The following is a 21588-nucleotide window of genomic DNA, read 5'->3' as shown; positions in this document are numbered from 1 at the left end:
TCTGGCTATAGTGGAGTTTATAAGTATGGTGCATCAATGCACTTAGTGTTTCAATGCATTATGAATTTTTTCTGCTAATGCATAGGAAATAGTCGGTATTTTTGCGATCTCTTCTACATTTGCGTTGCGCAAAGGCTGTAAACCTCCCATATATTTTAGTAACATTTGCCGGCGTTTTGGGCCAATACCTTCAATGGATTCAAGGGTACTGGTATTTTTAACTTTAGCTCTACGCTGGCGGTGCCCGGTTATTGCATGATTATGTGATTCGTCACGAATATGCTGAATAACATGCAGGGCAGGAGAGTCCGGTGGTAATGCCATACTTTCACCTCCAGCAGCAAAAAACAGTGTTTCAAGCCCCGCTTTGCGATCGCTTCCTTTGGCAACACCTATCAATTGAGGATGCGTTTTATCCCATTTAACATCAAGAGATTGGAATACGTTGATTGCCTGAGCCAACTGGCCTTTACCGCCATCAATAAAAATAATGTCGGGAATTTTTGACTCGTCCAATGCCTTACCGTATCGACGGCGCAATACTTGATTCATCGCTGCGTAATCATCACCTGGAGTAATACTACTAATATTATAGCGCCGATATTCAGAACGTAGTGGGCCATTGCTGTCAAAAACGACACAAGATGCAACAGTTTGTTCCCCCATAGTGTGACTGATATCAAAACATTCCATTCTTTGAATTTTTGCCAAATTAACTAATTTGGCGAGAGAGTCCAATCTTTGATGAATAGTTGATTGTTGAGATAAGCGAGTAACCAGAGCTGTGGCGGCATTTGTACGGGCGAGTTTCAGATAACGAGCTCTGTCTCCACGAGGCCGGGTTTGAATATGAATTTTTCGGCCAGATATTTCAGATAAAGAATCAGACAGAATTTCTTTTTCTTGCAGCGCAAAATCTAGCAAAATCTCTGATGGCAGAGCCCGGTTTTGACTGCCTTGTAAATAAAATTGACCAAGAAATGTTTGTACAATCTCGTTAAGCTCTGTCCCGGCAGGTATTTTAGGGTAATAACTGCGGCTACCCAGTACTTTGCCTTGACGTATAAATAGTACATGTAAACAAGCCATTCCCGCTTCAAATGCAATGCTTATGACATCCAAATCATCGTCTGTTCCTGAAACAAATTGCCTTTCAGTGACCTGACGAACAGCCTGAATTTGATCACGATATTTTGCAGCATCTTCAAATTTTAGTCTCTGACTTGCTGCTTCCATGCGGTTAATTAATCGGGTTAAAACTTGTTGATCTTTGCCTGAAAGAAATAGGCGAATATAATCAACTTGTTGCTGATATTCTTCTTCGCTCACTAATCCTTTAACGCAAGGCCCAAGACATCGGCCAATTTGATATTGCAGACATGGACGGGAGCGATTGCGGTAGACACTATCTTCACATTGTCGGATAGGAAAAAGTTTTTGTAGTAAGATTAATGATTCACGTACTGCATGAGAATTTGGGAATGGGCCGAAGTATTCACCCTTAGAATGTTTGGCGCCCCGATGCATTGCCAGCCGGGGATGTTTATCTGAGCTGAGAAAAATATAAGGGTAAGATTTATCATCTCGTAGCAAAACATTATATCGGGGTTGATGCAGCTTGATGTAATTATGTTCCAATAACAGCGCTTCTGTTTCTGTGTGAGTGACAGTAACATCTATTTGAACAATGTTTTTGACTAAAGATTCAGTTTTGCGGCTGGTCACTTGCGCCCGAAAATAACTGGAAAGCCGTTTTTTTAAATCCTTAGCTTTGCCGACATAAATAACTGTCCCCGAAGTGTCATACATTCGATAAACACCAGGCTGACTGGTTACTGTTTTTAAAAACGCTTTTGAATCAAATTGTTCCGTCACTATTTAATAGACTCTCTGTGTCGAACAGCCCATAGCGTATTGCCATATGCGTTAATTCTACATCACCGTTGATATTTAGTTTACTAAACATTCTGTAGCGATAGCTATTGACGGTTTTTGGGCTGAGGTTAAGTTGTTCGGAAATATCACTGACCTTTTGCCCCCTTGTGATCATCAGCATAATCTGTAATTCACGATCAGACAGGCAACTTAATGGATTTTCTTTCTGTGGGTTAATCTGACTCAGTGCCATTTGCTGGGCAATATCGGGAGCTATATAGCGCTGACCCGCATTCACAGTACGAATCGCATTGATCATATCTTGAGGGGTAGAGGCTTTACTGAGATATCCCCTAGCTCCAGCTTGCATTACCTTCATTGGTAATGGGTTTTCAGTATAGATAGTCAGCATAATTACACGGATATCGGGGCAATAACGCAAGATTCTTTTTGTCGCCTCTAGGCCGCCAATACCCGGCATATTCATGTCCATTAACACGATATCTGCTTTATTGACTCGGCACCATTTTATCGCATCTTCACCACAGTTGACTTCTCCTGTAACTGTTATCCCTTTCACGTCATCAAGAATACGTTTTACACCAACTCTGACCAATTCATGATCATCGACTAACAAAACATTAATCAAAAAAGTGTCTCCAACTGGCCCTATGTTCATATTGATATTGCGTGTGTATTAAATCTGCTTCAGAAGAGTTAACCTCAGTAATCTATTTTTTGAATTTTTAATAAAGACTATATAAAACAATAAAATAGGGAAGTTCTCCCAAAAACTCATCTGGAATGTGGACATTATACTTATATCTCCAAAAGACAAAAGAGAATTGTCTTATATAGTTATATGTATTATTTATTCGTAATAAAGATATCCTGTATATTCTGATTATAATAGAATTAATGACTGTATAAATATTTGCGAAATAAATAGTTTTAACAAGAAATTAACATTTGTTTTTGCTGGTCTATTTATGTAGTGTATAAAAATAAGGGGTAAATTATATGACATAGTTATTATTTTCATGACGTAATTAATGCTTAAGTAACGACTATAAGTAAAATTGATCTCATCTCACGGTTCGATACTGAAATTCTGGCAACAGAGGTAGCATGTTTAAAAGTTCTGCTAGCTTTAGATCAAAAAATTTTCGATTTTAAAAGCTTCAGATTTTTGAAATCATGGAGTTAAGCAGAAGTAGGGCAAATCATACTTAATCGGGAATTTGTTATTGTTTTTGTTTATCAAATAATGCTATTTTTGAAAATATCTTTCTTTTCCTATCCATACAAAGATATTTTTATTTATCGTTAATTTTACTGTTCAACATAAATATGAATATTTAATAATATTTACTTCGATAAGACGCTTGTTTTTTGTTGTGACTGTCAGATGAATATTATGTATGTAAAATATTGAGATTTTTATTTTATTGTAAGAAACAGATGATATATTGAATAAAGGCATTAATTTATTTTTCTTGCTACAGGAAAAATCTGGATATGTTTTTACGACAAATAGTAATAAGTTTATAATGATGAGCATTAATTTTCTTACTTTATAAGCAAAAATGCCATGAGAAAAGTATTGATTACAGATCTTATCAATATGAAATATATACCCAATAGATTTCAAGTTGCAGTGCGGCGGCAAGAGAACGCGTCCCCAGGAGCATAGATAACTCTGTGACTGGGGTAAGTGAACGCAGCCAACAAAGCAGCAGCTTGAAAGATGACGGGTATAAGTGTTTTCTGTTATTTTTTCATCTTATTGAATAACTCATAGTAATTAATAAAATATTGAGTATACTAAGATAATAGTCTGGTTTGGTATGTAAATATAGGAGAGTGCGTATGTACAACACTATTTTAGTACCGGTAGATATTTCAGAAGATGAACTAACGAGTAAGGCTGTTAAGCATGCTCTGTCTTTAGCTAAAGAAACAGGCGCGAAGCTTCATATTCTTCATGTATTACCAGTCTCATCTGCGATTGTTAATGCATATTCATTGGGATATGAGGAAATTAAGGATAAAGCGACAGTTAAAGCAGAGAATGATTTAAAAATGCTGCTCGATACAATAGATTTTCCTGATGAAAGGCTATCCTATTCTATTGCCTTTGGTTCGCCGAGAGATGAAATAGTAGAAGCTGCTACAGAAATTAGCGCTGATCTTATTGTTATTGGCTCAAGGAGGCCCAATATCTCCACCCATTTATTGGGATCTAATGCCGCAGGTGTTGTTAAATATTCGAAAATTTCTGTTTTGGTTGTTAGGTAGGATAGTAAAAATTTAATTGATAAATTGGCTAGCCATCTTTGGATGGCTTACCATATATATCAGTAGGTTAAGGCTATGTTGTTATATTTTAGTTGACTTTATTTTCATTGGATTTGGTGTGATTATGTAAACGTGTTGAGAGTGAACTAATCGTGGAAAAATTTACTGATAAACTGATTCGGTTGGATCATTTTTTATGGCGAGTAGCTCGTTTTTATCTTATTGCCGCAACATTTTTCTTTATTGGGATAATTCCGGGTGTACTGGGGTTTTATCTGATAGAAGGGCACTCATTTTCTGAATCTGTACTTAACTCTTTATCTATGCTTGGTGCACAGGGATTAGATCCTGCCCCTGTCAGCTTATCGGGTAAATATTTTATTGCCATATATGGGTTGTTTCTAGAAAGTGTGTTCTTTATCACTTTGGGGCTGGTTGTAACACCTTTTATTCACCGAATTTTACATAAATGGCATCTTGACTCTGAGTAATCGAGTAATTTGTTTGATTTAGTTAAACAACTCACAGCAAATAATGGAATATTTCATATACTCAATAAAGTAGCTCGGTTTGGTATATTCAATTTGCAGCGCGGCGGCAAGAGAACGCATCCCCAGGAGCATAGATAACGATGTGACTGGGGTAAGTGAACGTAGCCAACAAAGCAGCAACTTGAAGGATGAAGGGTATAAATATAGGAGTGCATATGTACAAGACTATTTTAGTACCGGTAGAAATTTCAGAGGATGAATTGACCGATAAAGCGATTGCACATGCAGAGTATTTGGCTAAGTTGTCTAATGCTAATATCCATCTTTTCCATTCCGTTCCTGATATATCAAGATTTTCAATTAGTTATAGTTATCAGTATGACTTACTCAACTCTTTTGCTAAGAAATCCATTGCCAGATCAAAAGAAGAACTGGCAAAAGTTGCTGAAAAAATAGATTTACCAAAGGAACGGGTATCTTTCTCTGTAGCCTTTGGTTCACCGAGGGATAAAGTATTATCGACAGCGGGTGAAATTAATGCAGATTTAATCATTATTGGTTCCAGACGACCTAATATTTCTACCCATTTATTGGGTTCAAATGCTTCAGGGATTGTCGGATACGCAAATATTTCAGTTTTAGTAGTCAGATGAGTTATCTATCCAGTAATGAGAAAGTCACTTATTGTATATACCCAATAGATTTCAAGTTGCAGTGCGGCGGCAAGAGAACGCAGCCAACAAAGCAGCAGCTTGAAAGATGAAGGGTATAGTATCAATTGCTTAAGAATACCTATGTGATAATCCGGTGCTAATGTTTTTTGCGCCGGATTTTTCTATTTTAAAACGGAATATTGCATTTATTCTGGGGATAGTTGCTTTTAAGTTGCCTCATTCTCATTAAAAAACTGATCCACACAGGATTAATGCTGGGTTGAATACCATGTTTAAAGCGAGTATCAGGCAATGATGCTGCATAAATTGGTGACTTATGTGTTTATGGCAAAAATAAGCGTGATTTTAATTTATTGGCTATAGTTAATTTTAGCGAGGTAGCTCTTTGATGACTGGATGAGGATAAAACATGTTAAGAAAATTAGCAGCTGAATTATTTGGAACGTTCGTTTTGGTTTTTGGCGGATGTGGTAGTGCAGTATTAGCTGCCGGATTTCCTGAATTAGGTGTTGGTTTTGTTGGTGTAGCTTTAGCATGTGGTTTAGCCGTTTTGACTATGATATATGCAGTAGGGCATATTTCTGGGGGGCATTTCAATCCAGCAGTGACAATTGGTCTGTGGGCTGGTGGTCGTTTCAGAGCAGCAGAAATCATCCCTTATATTATTGCCCAAGTCATAGGCGGTATTCTTGCGGCGGCAGTGTTGTATGTTATTGCTTCTGGGCAGGCTGGTTTTGATGCGACAGCCAGTGGTTTTGCTGCCAATGGTTATGGTGAACATTCACCTGGTGGTTTTTCGCTTCAGTCAGCTATTGTTGCTGAAATTGTTTTAACAGCTATTTTCCTGATGGTTATTATTGGTGCGACAGATAAACGAGCACCTGTAGGTTTTGCGCCATTAGCAATAGGTCTGGCGTTGACTGTCATTCATTTGATTAGCATTCCTGTCACAAATACCTCAGTCAATCCTGCACGAAGTACTGCTTCTGCTATATTCCAGAATACCTGGGCTTTAGAACAGTTATGGCTATTTTGGGTGATGCCGATTATTGGTGGGATTGTTGGTGGTGTAATTTATAGGCTCTTATTGGCTGAAAAAGAATAACTTTTACTGACGGCTACCTTGCTGAAAGTCATGCGGTCTATTTTTCTGAAATAAGGGTACTTACTGGCAGCATATAAGTAACTGTCTTTCACTTTAAACCGTGTGGAGTGATTTGTCCCACGGTTTATTTGTTTTTACCATGGCATAGAGAATGACCCGTAATTTACACATACAAGCAATGATTGCGATTTTATTAGGCTTGCTGCTATCAGTCTTATTATTTTTTGTTCTTTCTTTAAAGCATAATCTATGTATTGATTTAATAATACTCAATTGACCATACTTTATTCTGCTCGTTCTGGCATCAATTATCTGTTGTCTGGCAAAATTAGAGTGATATTTCAACCTGTTTATTGAATAGCCTTTCGTTTTAAAAAGAGTGTTAAGAAGAAATGCAAAGAAATAATGTTTGTCTTATAGGTCGGTTGTAAGGCAACATAATAGGGAAAGATCAAAACGATATTTTTAATAAATAGGATTTATCATTGAAACAGAAAATTAATTTTGGAATAATTTATATTGGGTGTGTTAGTTTAATCATTCCACTATCTTCCTTTGCCGCTCCAGCTACCTTTGAACAAGCTAAAGTGGAACTGCGTAACCGCATATATCACGATCAATTTAAGTCAGAGGAAGGGACACTTTATTGTGGCTGTCATTGGCAATGGACAGGTAAGAGCGGTGGGCGTGTAATTCTTCCTTCGTGTGGTTATCAAGTCAGGTCACAACAGAACCGTGCTGAACGGATTGAATGGGAACATATTGTTCCTGCCTGGGTTTTTGGTCATCAGCGACAATGTTGGAAAAATGGCGGGAGGAAAAATTGTGTCTCTTCAGATCCTGTTTTCAGGTCAATGGAATCTGATATGTATAATTTGGCTCCATCAATTGGGGAGGTTAATGGTGATCGTAGTAATTTCAGTTATGGAATGTTATCGAAAAGTATGCCGAATGTTTATGGTCGCTGTACCAGTAAAGTTGATTTTGAATCTCGCACGTTCGAACCTAGAGATGAGGTAAAAGGTCAGGTAGCTCGGATTAGTTTTTATATGCACGATCACTACAATCTTTCTATGTCCCGCCAACAACAACAATTATTTATGGCTTGGGATCGTCAGTATCCACCGAGTAAATGGGAACGGGAAAGGGATAACCGAATTGCCAGTATTATGGGGCATCATAATCCTTTTGTTACCGGTGAGCAGAAATGGGAGTTGTGGCATAAGAACTCTGCTGCTGGTATTCCACAAGCAGAGCAAAGAAAAGGGGTGGGAAACAATAACCAAACAGATAGCAGGAAAAAACTGACGTCATCAGATACACCACGTACAGGATTAATTAAAGGCAATAACAATAGCAAAATTTATCATTTTTCCCATTGTTCGGGGTATAAGATGATTATGGAGAAGAATGCCATTTATTTTAAAACAGAAACTGAGGCAAAAAATGCCGGTTTTCGCCTCGCTCAAAATTGTAAGGGTACTTAATAGAACAGATAATTAACGATACCCTTCATCTTTCAAGCTGCTGCTTTGTTGGCTGCGTTCACTTACCCCAGTCACATAGTTATCTATGCTCCTGGGGATGCGTTCACTTGCCGCCGCGCTGCAACTCGAAATCTATTGGGTATAGGCTCCCGGGGATTTGCTCCCTTGCCGTCGCGATCCATCTTGAAATCCATAGGGTATATAATTAATTATTGTTTTGAGAAGGATATTTAAGTTAATAATATTCTTATTATCTTATTATCTTATTATCTTATTATCTTATTATCTTATTATCTTAATTCTTTTATTAATAGATCTGAGGTTTGTGTTAAATATCACTCATCATATTATACTTATAATGAGTGATATTTTATTTTGTGTGATGATGGTTGGAGTTAATTTTATGGATATATTGGTATAGCATAGAGAATTAAATTATCAGATTGTATAGAATAAATTTATTATAAGAATAGCTAGTGATAATTTCACCAGTTGCAACGTTATCAGTTAAACATATTTTCTTAGGTATTGATTCAATAAACTTGGATACTATTATTATGCAAAATTTGCCGATAAATAGAAGTGATTTATTATATGAAAAACCAGGCAAGTCTCATGAGCTTATTATGGCTTTTGGTCTTGGTGTCGATCTGCCTGAAAGTAACCCACTTGAGAGTTGTCAGTATGATGAGTATCAGATGAAATTGTCTGCAAAGTTGACGGAAGCGTTACGTTTGCAGGCGGATCGATCAGGTGTTGGTTTAACTAGTTTATGCCATCTTGCTTGGGGAGTCGTATTAGCAAAATACAGTGTACAGCAACAGGTTATGACTGGCACATTGCAATATTATCAATCGGACTTTGGTATTTTCCCCCTGTTTCTGGATATTGAAGAAGGAAGTGTGAGTGATCTATTATTGGATATCAATGAATATTTATCGCAATTGTTAATGATTCCCACTAATATCTATTCTACAGCAACGAAATTTACTGCCCTTATTCATTATCAATCACATTATAATAGAATTGAGCATTTTGATGAGATGAATGCCCCGTTGATGCTGATTATTAATGATGATGGCAACAGTTTAAAACTGACAACCCGGCTGATAGCAATGTCCAGAGTTTCAGCTTTACAGTTATCCGGTTATTTGCAACAAGCATTACAGCAATTGGTTTGGGTATTAAGTGAACAACCCACAATGGCTGTGAGTCAATTGAATATTCTGCCATTGGCTGAGCGAAGATTATTATTGGAAACCTGGAATGCAACACAAACCGAATATCCAACCGAATGTTGTGTCCACCATCTCTTTGAACAGCAAGTTGCCGCTTCACCGGATGCTACTGCGCTGATATTTTCGGGGGAAAAATTGAGTTATGCGCAGTTGAATCGACAGGCAAATCAGCTGGCTCATTATCTGATCATGAATGGGGTAGTACCTGACAGTTTGGTTGCTCTTTGTGTTGAACGAAGTCCAGCTATGATTATTGGTTTGCTGGCTATTTTAAAAGCGGGCGGCGGTTATGTGCCACTTGATCCAGATTATCCGTCAGAAAGGCTGAGTTATATTCTGGAGGATGCAAAACCTGTGTTGGTATTACATGATATTGCTGGTGGTGCTGCATTAAAAAATTATTTTAAAACGGCAAATAATAATCTGGATATGGGGCAGTTATCACTAACGGGTTTATCACAAGAAAATCCTGATGTAGCAGAATTAACTACTCATCATCTGGCATATGTCATTTACACATCAGGATCAACCGGGCAACCGAAAGGCGTTATGGTTGAACAGGGTAATGTTGTTAATTTTTTACTGACCATGACGGACAAGCTATTATTTTCAAAACAGGAGAGAGTTCTGTTTTCTACTACCATATCGTTTGATATTGTTGCAGTGGAAATATATTTGCCTTTGATTAATGGAGCTACCGTTTTTATCGCGCCTAAGAAATTATTCCTGAATAAAGAAGTGTTAATAAAGACTATCACTGATAATCAGATCACGATGATTCAGGCAACACCTTCTACTTATAATTTAGTGGTGGATGAGGAGCACGCTTCTTTTAAAGGTGTAAAAATATTGTGTGGTGGCGAAATAATGCCAACCAGTTTGGTCGGTAAATTATCTGAAAAGAGCCACGATATTTGGAATTTATATGGGCCAACAGAAACTGCAGTTTGGTCTACGGTTTACCATCTTAGTAATGAAAACAATGAGAAGGTAAGTTCCGTATCGATAGGGAAACCTGTTGCAAATACCTTTATTTATCTGCTAGATGACCAACAACAACCAGTGCCTTTAGGTGCTATTGGCGAGATGTATATTGGCGGGGCTGGTGTGACGCGTGGTTATCTGAATCGTACGGAACTGACAGCAGAACGCTTTTTAGCTGATCCTTTTAATTCACAACTGGGTTGCCGTATGTACCGTACTGGCGATTTGGTACGTTATGCTCATGATGGAAATATTGAATATATTGGTCGTAATGACTTTCAGGTGAAAATTCGGGGCTTTCGTATTGAACTGGGTGAAATAGAAGCTCGTATTAATGCGCATCCGTCTGTGCTGGAATCAATTGTTGTTACTACTGAAGCAGAAAGGGGGAATAAAGGATTAGTGGCTTATGTTGTTATTTCCCCTGAATTGGCAACTGCGCAGGTTTCAGAAACTTTACGTGATTATCTGTTATCTAGCCTGCCGGAATATATGGTACCCGCTGCCTTTGTGGTGTTAGCGAATTTTCCATTAACACCCAATGGTAAGCTTGACCGTAAAGCACTACCGGCTCCCAATGCTTCGAACTATCAACGGCAAAATTATGAAGCTCCACAAGGGGAAAAAGAATCTTTGTTGGCAGGAACTTGGGCTGAATTACTTGGACTTAAACAGATTGGTCGCCATGATAATTTCTTTGCTCTCGGTGGTAACTCGTTGTTAGTTGTACAGTTGATAGGGCAGTTAAGAAAGCAAGAATATGTAGTACAACAGGCAGGAACACTGTTTTCCACGCCAATACTGTCGGAACAGGCATTGTTGCTGGGAAAGGCCGATTCGCTAACGATTCCTGCTAATTTAATTGATGTTGCATGTGAACGGATCACGCCAGAAATGTTGCCACTGGTTGATATCAGTCAGGCCGATATTGATATGTTGGTCAGTCAAGTTCCGGGTGGGGTTAGTAATATTCAAGATATCTACGCCTTATCACCACTACAAGAGAGGTTTTTGTTTTACCACTTGATGGCGCAACGGGGTGATCCTTATCAAATGATGCTCCGAATGGTATTTAATGATCGCAATAGTCTGGATACCTATATTGACGCTATGCAGCAGATGATTAACCGTCACGATATTTTACGTACTGCTTTTTTTGTTGAAGGATTGGCTTGTGGCCCGGTTCAGGTGGTCCTTAGAAATGCACCATTGCAGGTGATAGAGGTAACGCTTTCTGCAACATCGACAGATTCCTTTATTGAACAGCTCACTGCATATCACACTATTTCTGATCACCAGTTTGTACTGCATGATGCGCCATTACTGCGCTTGATTGTGGCACGAGAGCCAGGTAGTGAACGCTGGCTGGCTCAGGAAATTATTCATCATTTGCTGGCAGATCATACGACACAGGAAGTCATGCGTCGTGAGATAGGTTATTTTCTATTCGGTCAGGGAAGCTTGCTGCCAGAAACTGTGCCGTATCGTAACTTGATTGCTCATTCTCGCCAGGCGAATGAGAGTAAAGCTTATGAATCTTATTTCCGCCAGATGTTGGCTAATATTGATGAGCCTACTGTGCCATTTAGTTTTTATGATTCCATGCTGGGGGATGAGCCGCTTGATGAATATTATATTGAGTTACCAATGGAACTGAGTAAAACCTTACGAGAGCTGGCTTGCCGGCACAAAGTTAGTTTGGCCAGTTTGGTGCATTTGGGTTGGGGGCTGGTGTTGGCAAAAAGCAGTGAACGGCAACAGGTTGTGACGGGTACCATACTGCTTGGACGTATGGGTAGTGACACGGGGGCAGAACAGAGCGCAGGGCTGTTTATTAACTTTTTGCCATTACGGATGGATATTGATGAACAGAGTGTGACAGATGCGTTAATCCAAACCCATGAGCGTTTATCGCAACTGCTTGCTTATGAGCATATCCCATTGACGGATGTGCAGCGTTGCAGTGGTGTGCCTGCACCAGCTCCGCTGTTTTCATCCCTTATTAATTACCGTCATCGTAGTCTAATTGATGGGGAACAACCTGCTCTGTCCAATTGGCCTAATGTGGAGATTTTGGGAATAGATGAAAGGTGTAACTACCCAGTGATTCTCTCGATAGAAGATGATGGTGATAGCTTAGGATTAACCGCGCAGGTTGTGGTCACAGCTCCGCTTTCTGCTGCCGGTTTATGTGACTATGTCCAGCAGGCGTTGGCACAGTTGGCTTGGGCATTAAATGAACAGCCGACCCAGCCCATATCTCGCCTTAATGTTTTACCACCGGATGAACTTACATTGTTACGGCAAGGAGGGAATCGAACTCAGGCGAAGGATCGAAATGGTGTGGGCGGTCATGGTGATAACGACAATATTGAATATATTGGATGCCATGATCATCAAGTTAAAATCTGGGGTTTTCATACTGAGTTACGGGAAATTGAGGGATTACTGGAAGCGTATAATGGTATTCATCAGGCGGTAGTTATTGCCAGAAACGATATCGGGGATAGCTTATGTTTAGTGGCTTATCTCACGTTGTCTGAGGGTTTTTTTGATGAAAATCTGGTTAAAAAATTACGTTATTATCTCTGTCAACATTTTCCGCCGCATATGATACCCGTGGCTTATGTGGTACTCGAATCTCTACCGCTAATGCCAAACGGTAAAGTAGATCGAAAAGCCTTATCTCATTCTGATTCATCTAGTTATCGACATTCACATTATGAGCAGCCAGAAAATGAGCTTGAAGAGATGTTAGCTAGGATCTGGAGCGAGCTTCTCGCCGTTGATAAGGTAGGTCGAAACGATAATTTCTTCCACTTAGGTGGACAGTCATTATTGGTTGTAAGATTTGTATTCAGGTTACAAGAGGAGATAGGATTCCTTTTGCCATTCTCATTTGTTTTCAAAAACCCAGTACTCAGCGATCTTGCTGATAACATTAGCATTTCTTTGGTTAAGAAAAGGTAGGGGATGGAATAAGTGTATTGAATAAACTTGTAGGAACACGCCGTTGGCGTTTCGCTGGCGTGATCCCTTGAGTTTTTCACTCATCAGTGTTTGGTGGTTGATGTTATGTATTAATCGTTCCTATTCATCATCATCACTTCATCGCGTAAGTCGTGATAACCATCTTCGTTAAAGCCATATCTCCAATAGGGGATGGCGCATAGTTGGTGGCGTTCATAACCTTTTTCACGGCGAACATAGCGACGAAGTTCTTTTACCAATTTATCTTCACCTGCGAGCCAGAAAGTGACATCTTCTGTGGGTAATGACCAGGACTTGAACTCGGATACGATATCGTTGGTGACTTTAACATTGCCAACTGCCCAATGGATTGATATTCCTTCAGGTTTTTTCAGATCTTGAATATCCAGTTCACTTTCGACACGAATAATCACTTGCCCGGTAGCATCTGGGTTGTTGATTGTCTCTAATAAAGCCGCAATTGCGGGCAAGGCACTGGGGTCGCCAGCCATATAGTAGTGACTGACCGTTGGCAGCAATGGATCAGGGCCACCGGGGTTGGTAATGCCTATCCAGTCACCGATTTTGGCTCTATAAGCAAATTCCACAGCGGGACCTCCACCGTGATGCAATGCAAACTCAATATCGATCTCTTTTTGTTCGGTACGGAGAGCCCGAACGGAGTAAGCACGGGTAATTGGACGAAATTCATCTGCAGGCCATACCGGGCCGTCTGGGGATAAGGTGGGTAATATCGGTTTTGTTTGTCCCGGAAGCGGTAAGAATATTTTTAAAAGTCCACCCTCACATTCAGTCGGATAACTATCGAGACATTCACTTTCGAAAGTAATCCTTCGCATATTGGGTGTCACATCAAAAATGTTTTTTACTTGAACAAGTCTCGGTGGGGCAGGGCGATAAATGTTCTTTTCTTCAATTGGTTTAGTAGTCACGTAAAATTTCCTCTGGAAAGCGTACTTTTTTAATTATCAGGTATGACCAAATTTAGTGTAACAGCAATTGACGCAAATGCTAATTATTATCATTCAAGAAGCTGCGTCATATTTATAATTTGGTTTCATATTCTTTTTCAGTCTAATAAAAACTGAATTTCTATTTCTGTACCGCCTTGTTTACGATTTTTTATCTGTAATTGCCCACCCATGATGTTAACCCTGTCTTGTATAATAGCTAGCCCAAATCTGTTTTTATTGATGGCATTCAGATTGATTCCTCGGCCATTGTCACTGACAACGGCAATGATTTTGTTATCGATAGAATCAATATGGACGCTGATCCAGTTTGCATCAGAATGTTTGTAACAGTTATTCAAACATTCTCTGATAATTTGTATCAAGTGTTTACTGTAATTGTCAGAGATGTGCTGATATGTCAGCAGGTAATTGAACTCAATATTGAAGCTCAAACGGTGGTTAAATTCGTTAACCAGAGCTTGTAAAGATTCTTGTAGATTGCATTGGGGTTGTTCATTCCGAAAGGCGGCAAGTAATTCTCTTAGTTGACAGTAAGCGATATTCAACTCATCTTTAATCATATTTAGTGAGGCTAAACTTTGCTTGGATAAATTATCACTACATATATACAGGCAATTAACTTGGATCTTAAGGAAAGAGAGCGATTGGGCAATTGAATCATGGAGTTCACGGGAAATAGATGCTCTTTCTGCTGCTAACATGCTTCGCTGATGGCACTGGATTTGGTTTTCCCGGAACAACTTATTTGTTATTAAGGCAACGACATCCTGAACCAGGTTTTTTTCATCTGGAGTAAGATCACTATTTCTATGTGTCTTTATCCAGAGTGTTCCATAGTTATCAATATTATCATCCAGATTCCACCTCATTGTCAGAGGCATATCGAAATAAGGACACTGGTGGGGGTTACGGAAAAAATATTCTTGTTGTGAGGGATAAAGGATGATTTTGGCTTCACAGAAAGGGATCAGGCGGCTGAGATGAGAAAAAATCTCGGGAAGCTTTTCAGGCAAAAGCTTGCAATTTTGTATTTTGAAATGGCTTTGGCAGAGAAAATCCAGGTAGCCGTTTTTTTGTTTCAATGCATTAATTTCTGCTTTGTATCTTGAATGTTGCCATTCTTTAACAGGAGTAGAGTTATGTACCACTCTTATCAGAAAATACACATTTGTAATACTTAACATGATCAGTAACGGTAGAATTAAATCTGGAATTGATGGTTTGTTAATCAATAACAGTATAAAAAGTAAAAATAAATTTATAACAGAGTTGATCACAAACAGTTTTTGGTTTTTGAATATGGTGTTATTTGAACTTGTTTTCATCAGGTTAAGATTCCGTTCTGCAATACTGATGAAAACTTTAGCTCAATTTATTAAATAGTGTTAACAATTACTTTAATTTCATGCCTGCTGCTGTCATCAAAAGGCGAAATAAGCTGGATACAGCATAAAGTGTCATCACACTGCAACACCAGATCATGACCATCCAGCCTATCCGTTTCCATACGGAAGGGCGTGGGGTATTTGGATTAGTGGTAGCCTTGTTCATGGTTAACTTTCCCCCGAAAAACATAATAGCTCCAGTAGGTATAAACCAGAATCACTGGGATAATAAGCAGGGCACCGACCAGCATAAAACCTAAACTCTGTGGTGCTGCTGCTGCCGCTTCGTAACTGATTGCTGGTGGGATCAGGTTAGGCCAGATACTGATACCTAATCCACTGTAGCCAAGGAAAATTAGCAACAGTGCTAACAGAAACGGTGTGTAGTGTGCTTTGCGTTTAACTGAATGCAGTAATTTCCAGCCGGACCAGACAACTAACAATGGCACAGGCAGGAAGAACAGCAAATTAGGTAAGCTAAACCAGCGTTCAGCAATTGTTGGATGAGTTAATGGTGTCCACAAACTGATTATGGCGATAACACCCAGCATCAGAAAAATGAGCGGACGGGCGACACGGTACATCTCCTGTTGTAGATGGCCTTCCGTTTTCATAATCAGCCAGCCACAGCCTAACAGCGCGTAGGCAATGAGAAGCCCAAAACCGCAGAACAGTGGAAAGGGGGAGAACCAGTCAAAAGATCCCCCCGTATAAGTACGGTTTTCAACGGGGAATCCCTGTATAAAGGCGCCAACTACAACCCCCTGAACGAACGTGGCAATAACAGAGCCACTGATAAAGGCTTTATCCCAGATATGGCGGTGCTCAGGAGATGATTTGAAACGAAATTCAAAAGCAACACCGCGGAATATCAGGCCGAATAACATTAATGTCAGAGGAATCGCCAGAGCATCAAGGGTAACGGCATAAGCCAGAGGAAAGGCACCGAATAAACCTGCTCCCCCAAGTACCAGCCAGGTTTCATTACCATCCCAGACGGGGGCAATACTGTTCATCATTAAATCACGGTCACTGTTACTTTTAACCGTGGGATAGAGCAGTCCAATGCCAAGATCAAAACCATCCATCACAATGTACATCATGGTACTGAACACAATGATGATGAACCAGATTAACGGCAGATCAATACCCATTTTCTAACTCCTTTTGGGGTCCTTTTCGGATAAGTTTCATCATATAAGCGTAACCCACACCAAATACTGAGCTGTAAACCACGATGAAAAGTAGCAGACTGATACTCATATGCATTTCTCCGTGTGCAGATACCGCATCTTTGGTGCGTAACAGGCCATAAACTACCCATGGCTGGCGGCCTATTTCTGTGGTAAACCAACCAGCAAGAATGGCGATCAGGCCGGAAGGTGCCATCAAAAACATAAAACGCAGAAAGACTTTTGACTGATAAAGCTGCTTTTTATAGCGCAACCATAATCCCCAGCAGCCGGCAATGATCATCAACATACCAAGACCGACCATCACCCTGAATGACCAGAAAACCATCAGGGCATTTGGTCTGTCTTCCGGTGGAAATTCCTTAAGGGCTGGAACTTGCTTATCTATGCTGTGAGTCAAAATCAGGCTGGCAAGATAAGGAATTTCTACGGCATAACGCGTCTCTTCCCGTTCCATGTCAGGGACGCCAAATAGGATCAATGGCGTTGCTTCACCGGGAAGATTTTCCCAATGGCCTTCCATTGCGGCGACTTTGGCGGGTTGATGCTTGAGTGTATTAAGACCGTGAGCATCACCAATTAGTGCCTGTAAAGGAGCAATAACCAGAATCATCCACATCGACATAGATAGCATTTTTTTCATTGCGGTCGAGTCATTGCCTTTTAATAAATGCCATGCTGCTGAAGCTGCAATAAAGAATGCTGAAGCGAGGAATGCCGCAGTACACATATGAGCCAGACGGTATGGAAAGGAGGGATTAAATATTACTGCCAGCCAGTCGACGGGGACGACCTGATTATTGATAATTTCATGGCCTTGTGGGGTTTGCATCCAGCTATTGGATGCCAGTATCCAAAAGGTGGATATCAGCGTACCGAGAGCTACCATGCAGGTGGCAAAGAAATGTAATTTTTCACCTACACGGTTCCAGCCAAATAACATGACGCCAAGGAAGCCTGCCTCAAGAAAGAATGCAGTCAGTACTTCATAAGTCAGTAAGGAGCCGGTGATCGAACCAGCAAAATCGGAGAAAAAACTCCAGTTGGTGCCGAATTGATAAGCCATAACCAAACCGGAAACAACGCCCATCCCGAAGTTAACAGCAAAAATTTTCGACCAGAAATGATATAGCACTTTGTAATCGGTATTACGTGTTTTCAGCCATAATCCTTCCAGTACGGCTAAAAAACTTGCCAGCCCGATGGTAATCGCCGGAAAGATAATGTGAAAGGAAACGGTAAAAGCGAATTGAATTCTGGCCAGTTCAAAGGCACTTAAGCCAAACATAGTGACCTCTTATTTTAGTTTGAATAAAGGCGGGAAATGTGTGCAGTAAGTAAAGCATGGAAAAAGAGGCTATAATAGTGACAATTTTGTGTATATTAACTATAACAGTTTGTGGAGCGGTCTGAATTTATGAAGCGTTATGAACAATTTGCCAAGCAAATTCTCCGACATATTGAAGATGGTACTTGGTTGGTAGGGGATAAATTACCTTCACTGAGAGAATCAGTAAAACTATCGGGTTTGAGTTTGATGACCGTTGTTCAATCGTATCAGCTATTAGAGAGCCAGGGATGGATCATTTCTCGTCCCCAATCTGGTTATTATGTTGCTAAGCGTCTGCAACCCTTTGCTACGGCGAAAGGGGGAAAAAGGTTACATTTGAGTGAAAACGTGGAAATAAGCGCTTCTATTTTTGATGTCTTACAAGCGTGTAAAGATCCGTCGATTACCCCTTTTGGTTCAGCATTCCCGGACCCATCTCTATTGGTTCAGCCTAAACTTTCTAAAGCGTTAGCCGCAGTTGCAAGGCGAATAGCGCCGCATAGCTCTTTGGCGAATTTACCGCCGGGTAATGATAAGTTACGCCGTAATATATCGCGCCGCTATGCAATGCATGGCATTCATGTTTCTCCTGAAGAAATTGTGATTACCGCAGGTGCGATGGAATCGCTGAGTTGCAGTTTGCAGTCGGCTACGGAGCCGGGTGACTGGGTAGTGATTGAGTCGCCGGCTTTCTATGGTGCTTTGCAGGCAATTGAGCGTCTGCGCCTGAAAGCAGTGGCGATCAAAACTGATCCGCAAAATGGGATTGATTTGGATGCGCTGGAAGAGGTGGTGAAAAAATACCCAATAAAAGCCTGTTGGTTAATGACTCACTTTCAGAATCCGCTGGGGGGAACGATGTCTGCTGAAAATAAATTACGGTTGGTCAATATCCTTAACAATAATCAGGTTGTGTTAATTGAGGATGATGTGTATGGCGAGCTATATTTTGATCAGCAACGACCTGTACCGGCAAAAGCATTGGACCATGAAAATAACTTTATGCATTGCTCTTCGTTTTCCAAATGCCTGGCTCCGGGATACCGAGTGGGCTGGGTCGCAGCAGGAAAACATGCTAAGAAAATCCAGCAGTTACAAATGATGAGTACCGTTTCTGCCAGCATGCCGACGCAATTGGCAATTGCTGATTATCTTGCGGAAGGAGGATATGACAACCACTTACGCCGCCTTCGTCGCACATTGGAACAACGTCAGCATTTGATGTTACGGGCGATTGGTGACTATATGCCTGCTTCAGTAAAAGTAAATTGCCCTAAAGGCGGTTATTTTCTCTGGTTGGAATTTGAGCCTCGGTTCAGTGCACAGCGGCTTTACCAGCTAGCATTGGCGGAAGGGATTAGCATTGCACCTGGCAGCATGTTTTGTACCAGCGAACAATTTAACCATGCCTTTCGCCTGAATGCCTCTTTTGATTGGGATGATAAAATGGAACGTGCCATGCAAACTTTAGGTCATCTTTGTCATATGTTACATCTGGAGTGTTGAAATAAGAAAAATCAGGGATATCTGATTGATATATACCCAATAGATTTCAAGATGGATCGCGACGGCAAGGGAGCGAATCCCCGGGAGCATAGATAACTATGTCATAGAGAACACTGTGACCGGGGTGAGTGAGTGCAGCCAACAAAGAGGCAACTTGAAAGATAACAGGTATATCTTTATTTTAGTGCTTATTATGGATATACATTAAGTATATCCCAATATGAGGAAAATTTTATGGTGCAAACAACGATATTTAAAAGCAACCGTTCTCAGGCGGTTCGACTTCCTAAAGTTGTCGCTTTTCCGGAAGATGTGAAGCGGGTTGATATCATTGCTGTAGGCCGTACTCGCATAATCACTCCGGTTGATGAGTCTTGGGATAGCTGGTTTGATGGCCCTGGTGTTACGGACGATTTTATGGCGGAGCGCGAGCAGCCGTCAGTACAAGAGCGTGAGGGGTTCTGATGCTGAAATACATGCTTGATACTTGTATTTGCATCTACACACTCAAGAACCGACCCCAGAAAGTGCGCAAAACTTTTCAGTTCTATCACGACCAGTTGTGTATTAGCACTGTGACATTGATGGAACTGATTAACGGTGCAGAGAAATCGGGAAATCCAAAAGCTAATATGATGGTACTTGAGGGATTTGTTGCTAGATTGGCGGTTTTGGATTTTGACAGTAAGGCTGCTGTACATGCCGGTCAGATTATTGCAGAACTCGAGCGGAGCGGTTTACGCATTGGGGCTTATGATCATCAAATAGCAGGGCACGCCAGAAGCCAGGGATTGATTATTGTAACCAATAATGTGCGAGAATTTGAACGGGTTGCTGGTCTTCGCGTTGAGAACTGGGTCAACTGAAAGTAATGGCATTGATTTATTGCCTGTTTGATGAAATGGATGGTGTCCGCTTCACGCTTTTGCAGACACCATTTTAGGATTATTTCACCGCATTATTCTATACAAAGCGCTCTTACATTACTGCCTTGTTTTCTCCGAGTGGTCATACTGTTCATCCAATCTTCTAATGATACCTTCTGTGCTTTCTCGAATGCAGGTCTTACATTTATCCATGATTCGTACCTCAGGTTATATTCTGCTTGTGGCAGGAGATAACTAGATTTGAATTCGATAATGCCTTTATCATCTGGGGAAGCGGAAATTGTAAACTCAGACCAATATAGGAAAACTGACACACCACCTTTTGGTGAGGTAGCGAGAACACTTTGTACGAAATTGGATTGAGTTTGCCTTTTACCTGCATAGGATAATGCAGCGATAGCCAGTTGTCTCAGTGGGATTTTCATCTGCTCTTTCTCTTGATAAGATAATCCTAAGAAGTTTTCCAGGAAAGAGTTGATCAAAACATCTGCATTATGGCTTTTTTGAATAACATTTTGTACGCTTGTTGACAGTAAAGAAAGGAACGGAACGCCAGATAATTCTGATGTAAATGAGAGGAAATTATTTTTATTACCTTGGCCTTGAGGATCTAAAGGATTATAGCCTGAAACTGAACGGGCCATATTAATAACGGTTTGTAAGCCTTCGGTAATGCTTAACGGATATTTAAGTGATGAGGAGGAGTCTTGGTTAAGTCGCGCATAATTTCCTGTAGCTGCGCCATTAGCCGGACTCTGTATATCAGAATAATCTCCAACATCGGGGAAATTCATAAAAATATTGTCTGAGCGTTTCCAATCTTTAAGAAATCTGGTTCCTCCTTTCTCAATATGTTCTATCCACTCTTGAGCTTTTTTAACTGCATAATCAGGATTATTTAAGATATTTTCCATGAGTTTTATCCTTAATAGATTTATTAAACTCGATATTAAATGTTATGGTATTGTTGTAAATAGGGAGTAGGGTAGGTCCCTATTTTTAACAATTCGATTACTTGGTGGTTATACCCGTCATCTTTCAAGTTGCTGCTTTGTTGGCTGCGTTCACTTACCCCAGTCACATAGTTATCTATGCTCCTGGGGATGCGTTCACTTGCCGCCGCACTGCAACTTGAAATCTATTGGGTATATGTATCCAATATTATTGGAT

General features: G+C 40.3%; 18 protein-coding genes and 1 pseudogene. 10 read left to right on the top strand and 9 right to left on the bottom strand.

Translation table 11 applies throughout. The features are described from left to right. Positions 1-42 precede the first annotated feature (42 nt). Both uvrC and uvrY read right to left on the bottom strand, forming a co-directional pair. Complete coding sequence (uvrC, locus tag AM629_RS17110; protein WP_054480461.1) at positions 43-1875, bottom strand: excinuclease ABC subunit UvrC; 1833 nt, start codon at positions 1873-1875, stop codon at positions 43-45. Then, on the bottom strand, positions 1859-2524 hold the full coding sequence (gene uvrY / locus AM629_RS17105; protein WP_054480468.1) for a UvrY/SirA/GacA family response regulator transcription factor: 666 nt from the start codon (positions 2522-2524) through the stop codon (positions 1859-1861). The genes uvrC and uvrY overlap by 17 nt, the downstream gene beginning before the upstream one ends. Positions 2525-2944: 420 nt before the next feature. On the opposite strand from uvrY, the gene AM629_RS25035 reads away from it, so the two are divergent. The 5 genes from AM629_RS25035 (at position 2945) to aqpZ (ending at position 6443) form a co-directional block, all read left to right on the top strand. After that, positions 2945-3082 (top strand): DUF2594 family protein, encoded by a 138-nt coding sequence (locus AM629_RS25035; RefSeq protein WP_223178578.1) that lies wholly within the window; start codon positions 2945-2947, stop codon positions 3080-3082. A 662-nt stretch (positions 3083-3744) separates the two neighbouring features. After that, positions 3745-4173 carry a universal stress protein gene (locus AM629_RS17100; RefSeq protein ID WP_054480460.1) on the top strand — a complete coding sequence of 143 codons (429 nt, stop codon included), beginning with the start codon at positions 3745-3747 and terminating at the stop codon, positions 4171-4173. 152 nt (positions 4174-4325) lie between these two features. Further along, on the top strand, positions 4326-4664 hold the full coding sequence (locus AM629_RS17095) for a hypothetical protein (protein ID WP_054480459.1): 339 nt from the start codon (positions 4326-4328) through the stop codon (positions 4662-4664). A gap of 215 nt (positions 4665-4879) precedes the next feature. After that, complete coding sequence (locus AM629_RS17090; protein WP_054480458.1) at positions 4880-5317, top strand: universal stress protein; 438 nt, start codon at positions 4880-4882, stop codon at positions 5315-5317. A 430-nt stretch (positions 5318-5747) separates the two neighbouring features. Further along, the gene (gene aqpZ, locus AM629_RS17085) at positions 5748-6443 is read left to right on the top strand and encodes an aquaporin Z (RefSeq protein WP_054480457.1); all 696 of its coding nucleotides are present in this window, start codon (positions 5748-5750) and stop codon (positions 6441-6443) included. A 93-nt stretch (positions 6444-6536) separates the two neighbouring features. Here the strand turns inward: aqpZ and AM629_RS24735 are convergent. Beyond that, positions 6537-6656 (bottom strand): annotated as a pseudogene (locus tag AM629_RS24735) (IS110 family transposase); the annotation flags it as partial. A 296-nt stretch (positions 6657-6952) separates the two neighbouring features. On the opposite strand from AM629_RS24735, the gene AM629_RS17080 reads away from it, so the two are divergent. Further along, the gene (locus AM629_RS17080; protein WP_420806689.1) at positions 6953-7930 is read left to right on the top strand and encodes an endonuclease; all 978 of its coding nucleotides are present in this window, start codon (positions 6953-6955) and stop codon (positions 7928-7930) included. A gap of 557 nt (positions 7931-8487) precedes the next feature. After that, the gene (locus tag AM629_RS17075; RefSeq protein ID WP_152912017.1) at positions 8488-13122 is read left to right on the top strand and encodes a non-ribosomal peptide synthetase; all 4635 of its coding nucleotides are present in this window, start codon (positions 8488-8490) and stop codon (positions 13120-13122) included. Between the two features lie 110 nt (positions 13123-13232). Here the strand turns inward: AM629_RS17075 and AM629_RS17070 are convergent, their stop codons facing one another. From AM629_RS17070 to AM629_RS17055, 5 genes are all read right to left on the bottom strand, one after another. Then, the gene (locus AM629_RS17070) at positions 13233-14075 is read right to left on the bottom strand and encodes a siderophore-interacting protein (protein ID WP_054480454.1); all 843 of its coding nucleotides are present in this window, start codon (positions 14073-14075) and stop codon (positions 13233-13235) included. A 137-nt stretch (positions 14076-14212) separates the two neighbouring features. Next, entirely contained in the window at positions 14213-15301 is a 1089-nt protein-coding gene (locus AM629_RS17065; RefSeq protein ID WP_235525509.1) for an ATP-binding protein, read from the bottom strand. A 208-nt stretch (positions 15302-15509) separates the two neighbouring features. Next, on the bottom strand, positions 15510-15668 hold the full coding sequence (locus AM629_RS22460; protein WP_072161917.1) for a DUF2474 domain-containing protein: 159 nt from the start codon (positions 15666-15668) through the stop codon (positions 15510-15512). Further along, positions 15649-16656 carry a cytochrome d ubiquinol oxidase subunit II gene (gene cydB / locus AM629_RS17060; protein WP_054480452.1) on the bottom strand — a complete coding sequence of 336 codons (1008 nt, stop codon included), beginning with the start codon at positions 16654-16656 and terminating at the stop codon, positions 15649-15651. Before cydB ends, AM629_RS22460 begins: the two co-directional genes overlap by 20 nt. Next, positions 16646-17983, bottom strand: coding sequence for a cytochrome ubiquinol oxidase subunit I (locus tag AM629_RS17055; RefSeq protein ID WP_054480451.1), 1338 nt, complete (start codon positions 17981-17983; stop codon positions 16646-16648). Before AM629_RS17055 ends, cydB begins: the two co-directional genes overlap by 11 nt. A 129-nt stretch (positions 17984-18112) precedes the next feature. Between AM629_RS17055 and AM629_RS17050 the strand changes: the two genes are divergently transcribed. The 3 genes from AM629_RS17050 (at position 18113) to vapC (ending at position 20397) form a co-directional block, all read left to right on the top strand. Then, the gene (locus AM629_RS17050) at positions 18113-19531 is read left to right on the top strand and encodes an aminotransferase-like domain-containing protein (RefSeq protein WP_054480450.1); all 1419 of its coding nucleotides are present in this window, start codon (positions 18113-18115) and stop codon (positions 19529-19531) included. A gap of 234 nt (positions 19532-19765) precedes the next feature. Then, on the top strand, positions 19766-19996 hold the full coding sequence (gene vapB, locus AM629_RS17045) for a type II toxin-antitoxin system VapB family antitoxin (protein WP_054480449.1): 231 nt from the start codon (positions 19766-19768) through the stop codon (positions 19994-19996). Next, positions 19996-20397: a type II toxin-antitoxin system tRNA(fMet)-specific endonuclease VapC gene (vapC, locus tag AM629_RS17040; protein WP_054480448.1), complete on the top strand. Its 402-nt coding sequence runs from the start codon at positions 19996-19998 to the stop codon at positions 20395-20397. The genes vapB and vapC overlap by 1 nt, the downstream gene beginning before the upstream one ends. A 92-nt stretch (positions 20398-20489) precedes the next feature. On the opposite strand, the gene AM629_RS17035 is transcribed toward vapC, so the two are convergent. Beyond that, positions 20490-21332 (bottom strand): hypothetical protein, encoded by an 843-nt coding sequence (locus tag AM629_RS17035; protein ID WP_054480447.1) that lies wholly within the window; start codon positions 21330-21332, stop codon positions 20490-20492. Positions 21333-21588: the final 256 nt, after the last annotated feature.

Origin of the sequence: Photorhabdus heterorhabditis (assembly GCF_001280945.1) — a bacterium.
GTDB classification, from domain to species: domain Bacteria; phylum Pseudomonadota; class Gammaproteobacteria; order Enterobacterales; family Enterobacteriaceae; genus Photorhabdus; species Photorhabdus heterorhabditis.
The sequence above is the reverse complement of the archived record's forward strand: the minus strand, read 5'-3'. Positions and strand labels throughout refer to the sequence as shown.

Bases quoted from the DNA above. Each gene is read 5' to 3' on its own strand.
- AM629_RS17100 (WP_054480460.1), top strand. From the start codon at position 3,745: ATGTACAACACTATTTTAGTACCGGTAGATATTTCAGAAGATGAACTA.
- AM629_RS17090 (WP_054480458.1), top strand. From the start codon at position 4,880: ATGTACAAGACTATTTTAGTACCGGTAGAAATTTCAGAGGATGAATTG.
- aqpZ (WP_054480457.1), top strand. From the start codon at position 5,748: ATGTTAAGAAAATTAGCAGCTGAATTATTTGGAACGTTCGTTTTGGTT.
- AM629_RS17075 (WP_152912017.1), top strand. From the start codon at position 8,488: ATGCAAAATTTGCCGATAAATAGAAGTGATTTATTATATGAAAAACCA.
- AM629_RS17065 (WP_235525509.1), bottom strand. From the start codon at position 15,301: ATGTTAAGTATTACAAATGTGTATTTTCTGATAAGAGTGGTACATAAC.
- AM629_RS22460 (WP_072161917.1), bottom strand. From the start codon at position 15,668: ATGAACAAGGCTACCACTAATCCAAATACCCCACGCCCTTCCGTATGG.
- cydB (WP_054480452.1), bottom strand. From the start codon at position 16,656: ATGGGTATTGATCTGCCGTTAATCTGGTTCATCATCATTGTGTTCAGT.
- AM629_RS17055 (WP_054480451.1), bottom strand. From the start codon at position 17,983: ATGTTTGGCTTAAGTGCCTTTGAACTGGCCAGAATTCAATTCGCTTTT.
- AM629_RS17050 (WP_054480450.1), top strand. From the start codon at position 18,113: ATGAAGCGTTATGAACAATTTGCCAAGCAAATTCTCCGACATATTGAA.
- vapB (WP_054480449.1), top strand. From the start codon at position 19,766: ATGGTGCAAACAACGATATTTAAAAGCAACCGTTCTCAGGCGGTTCGA.
- vapC (WP_054480448.1), top strand. From the start codon at position 19,996: ATGCTGAAATACATGCTTGATACTTGTATTTGCATCTACACACTCAAG.
- AM629_RS17035 (WP_054480447.1), bottom strand. From the start codon at position 21,332: ATGGAAAATATCTTAAATAATCCTGATTATGCAGTTAAAAAAGCTCAA.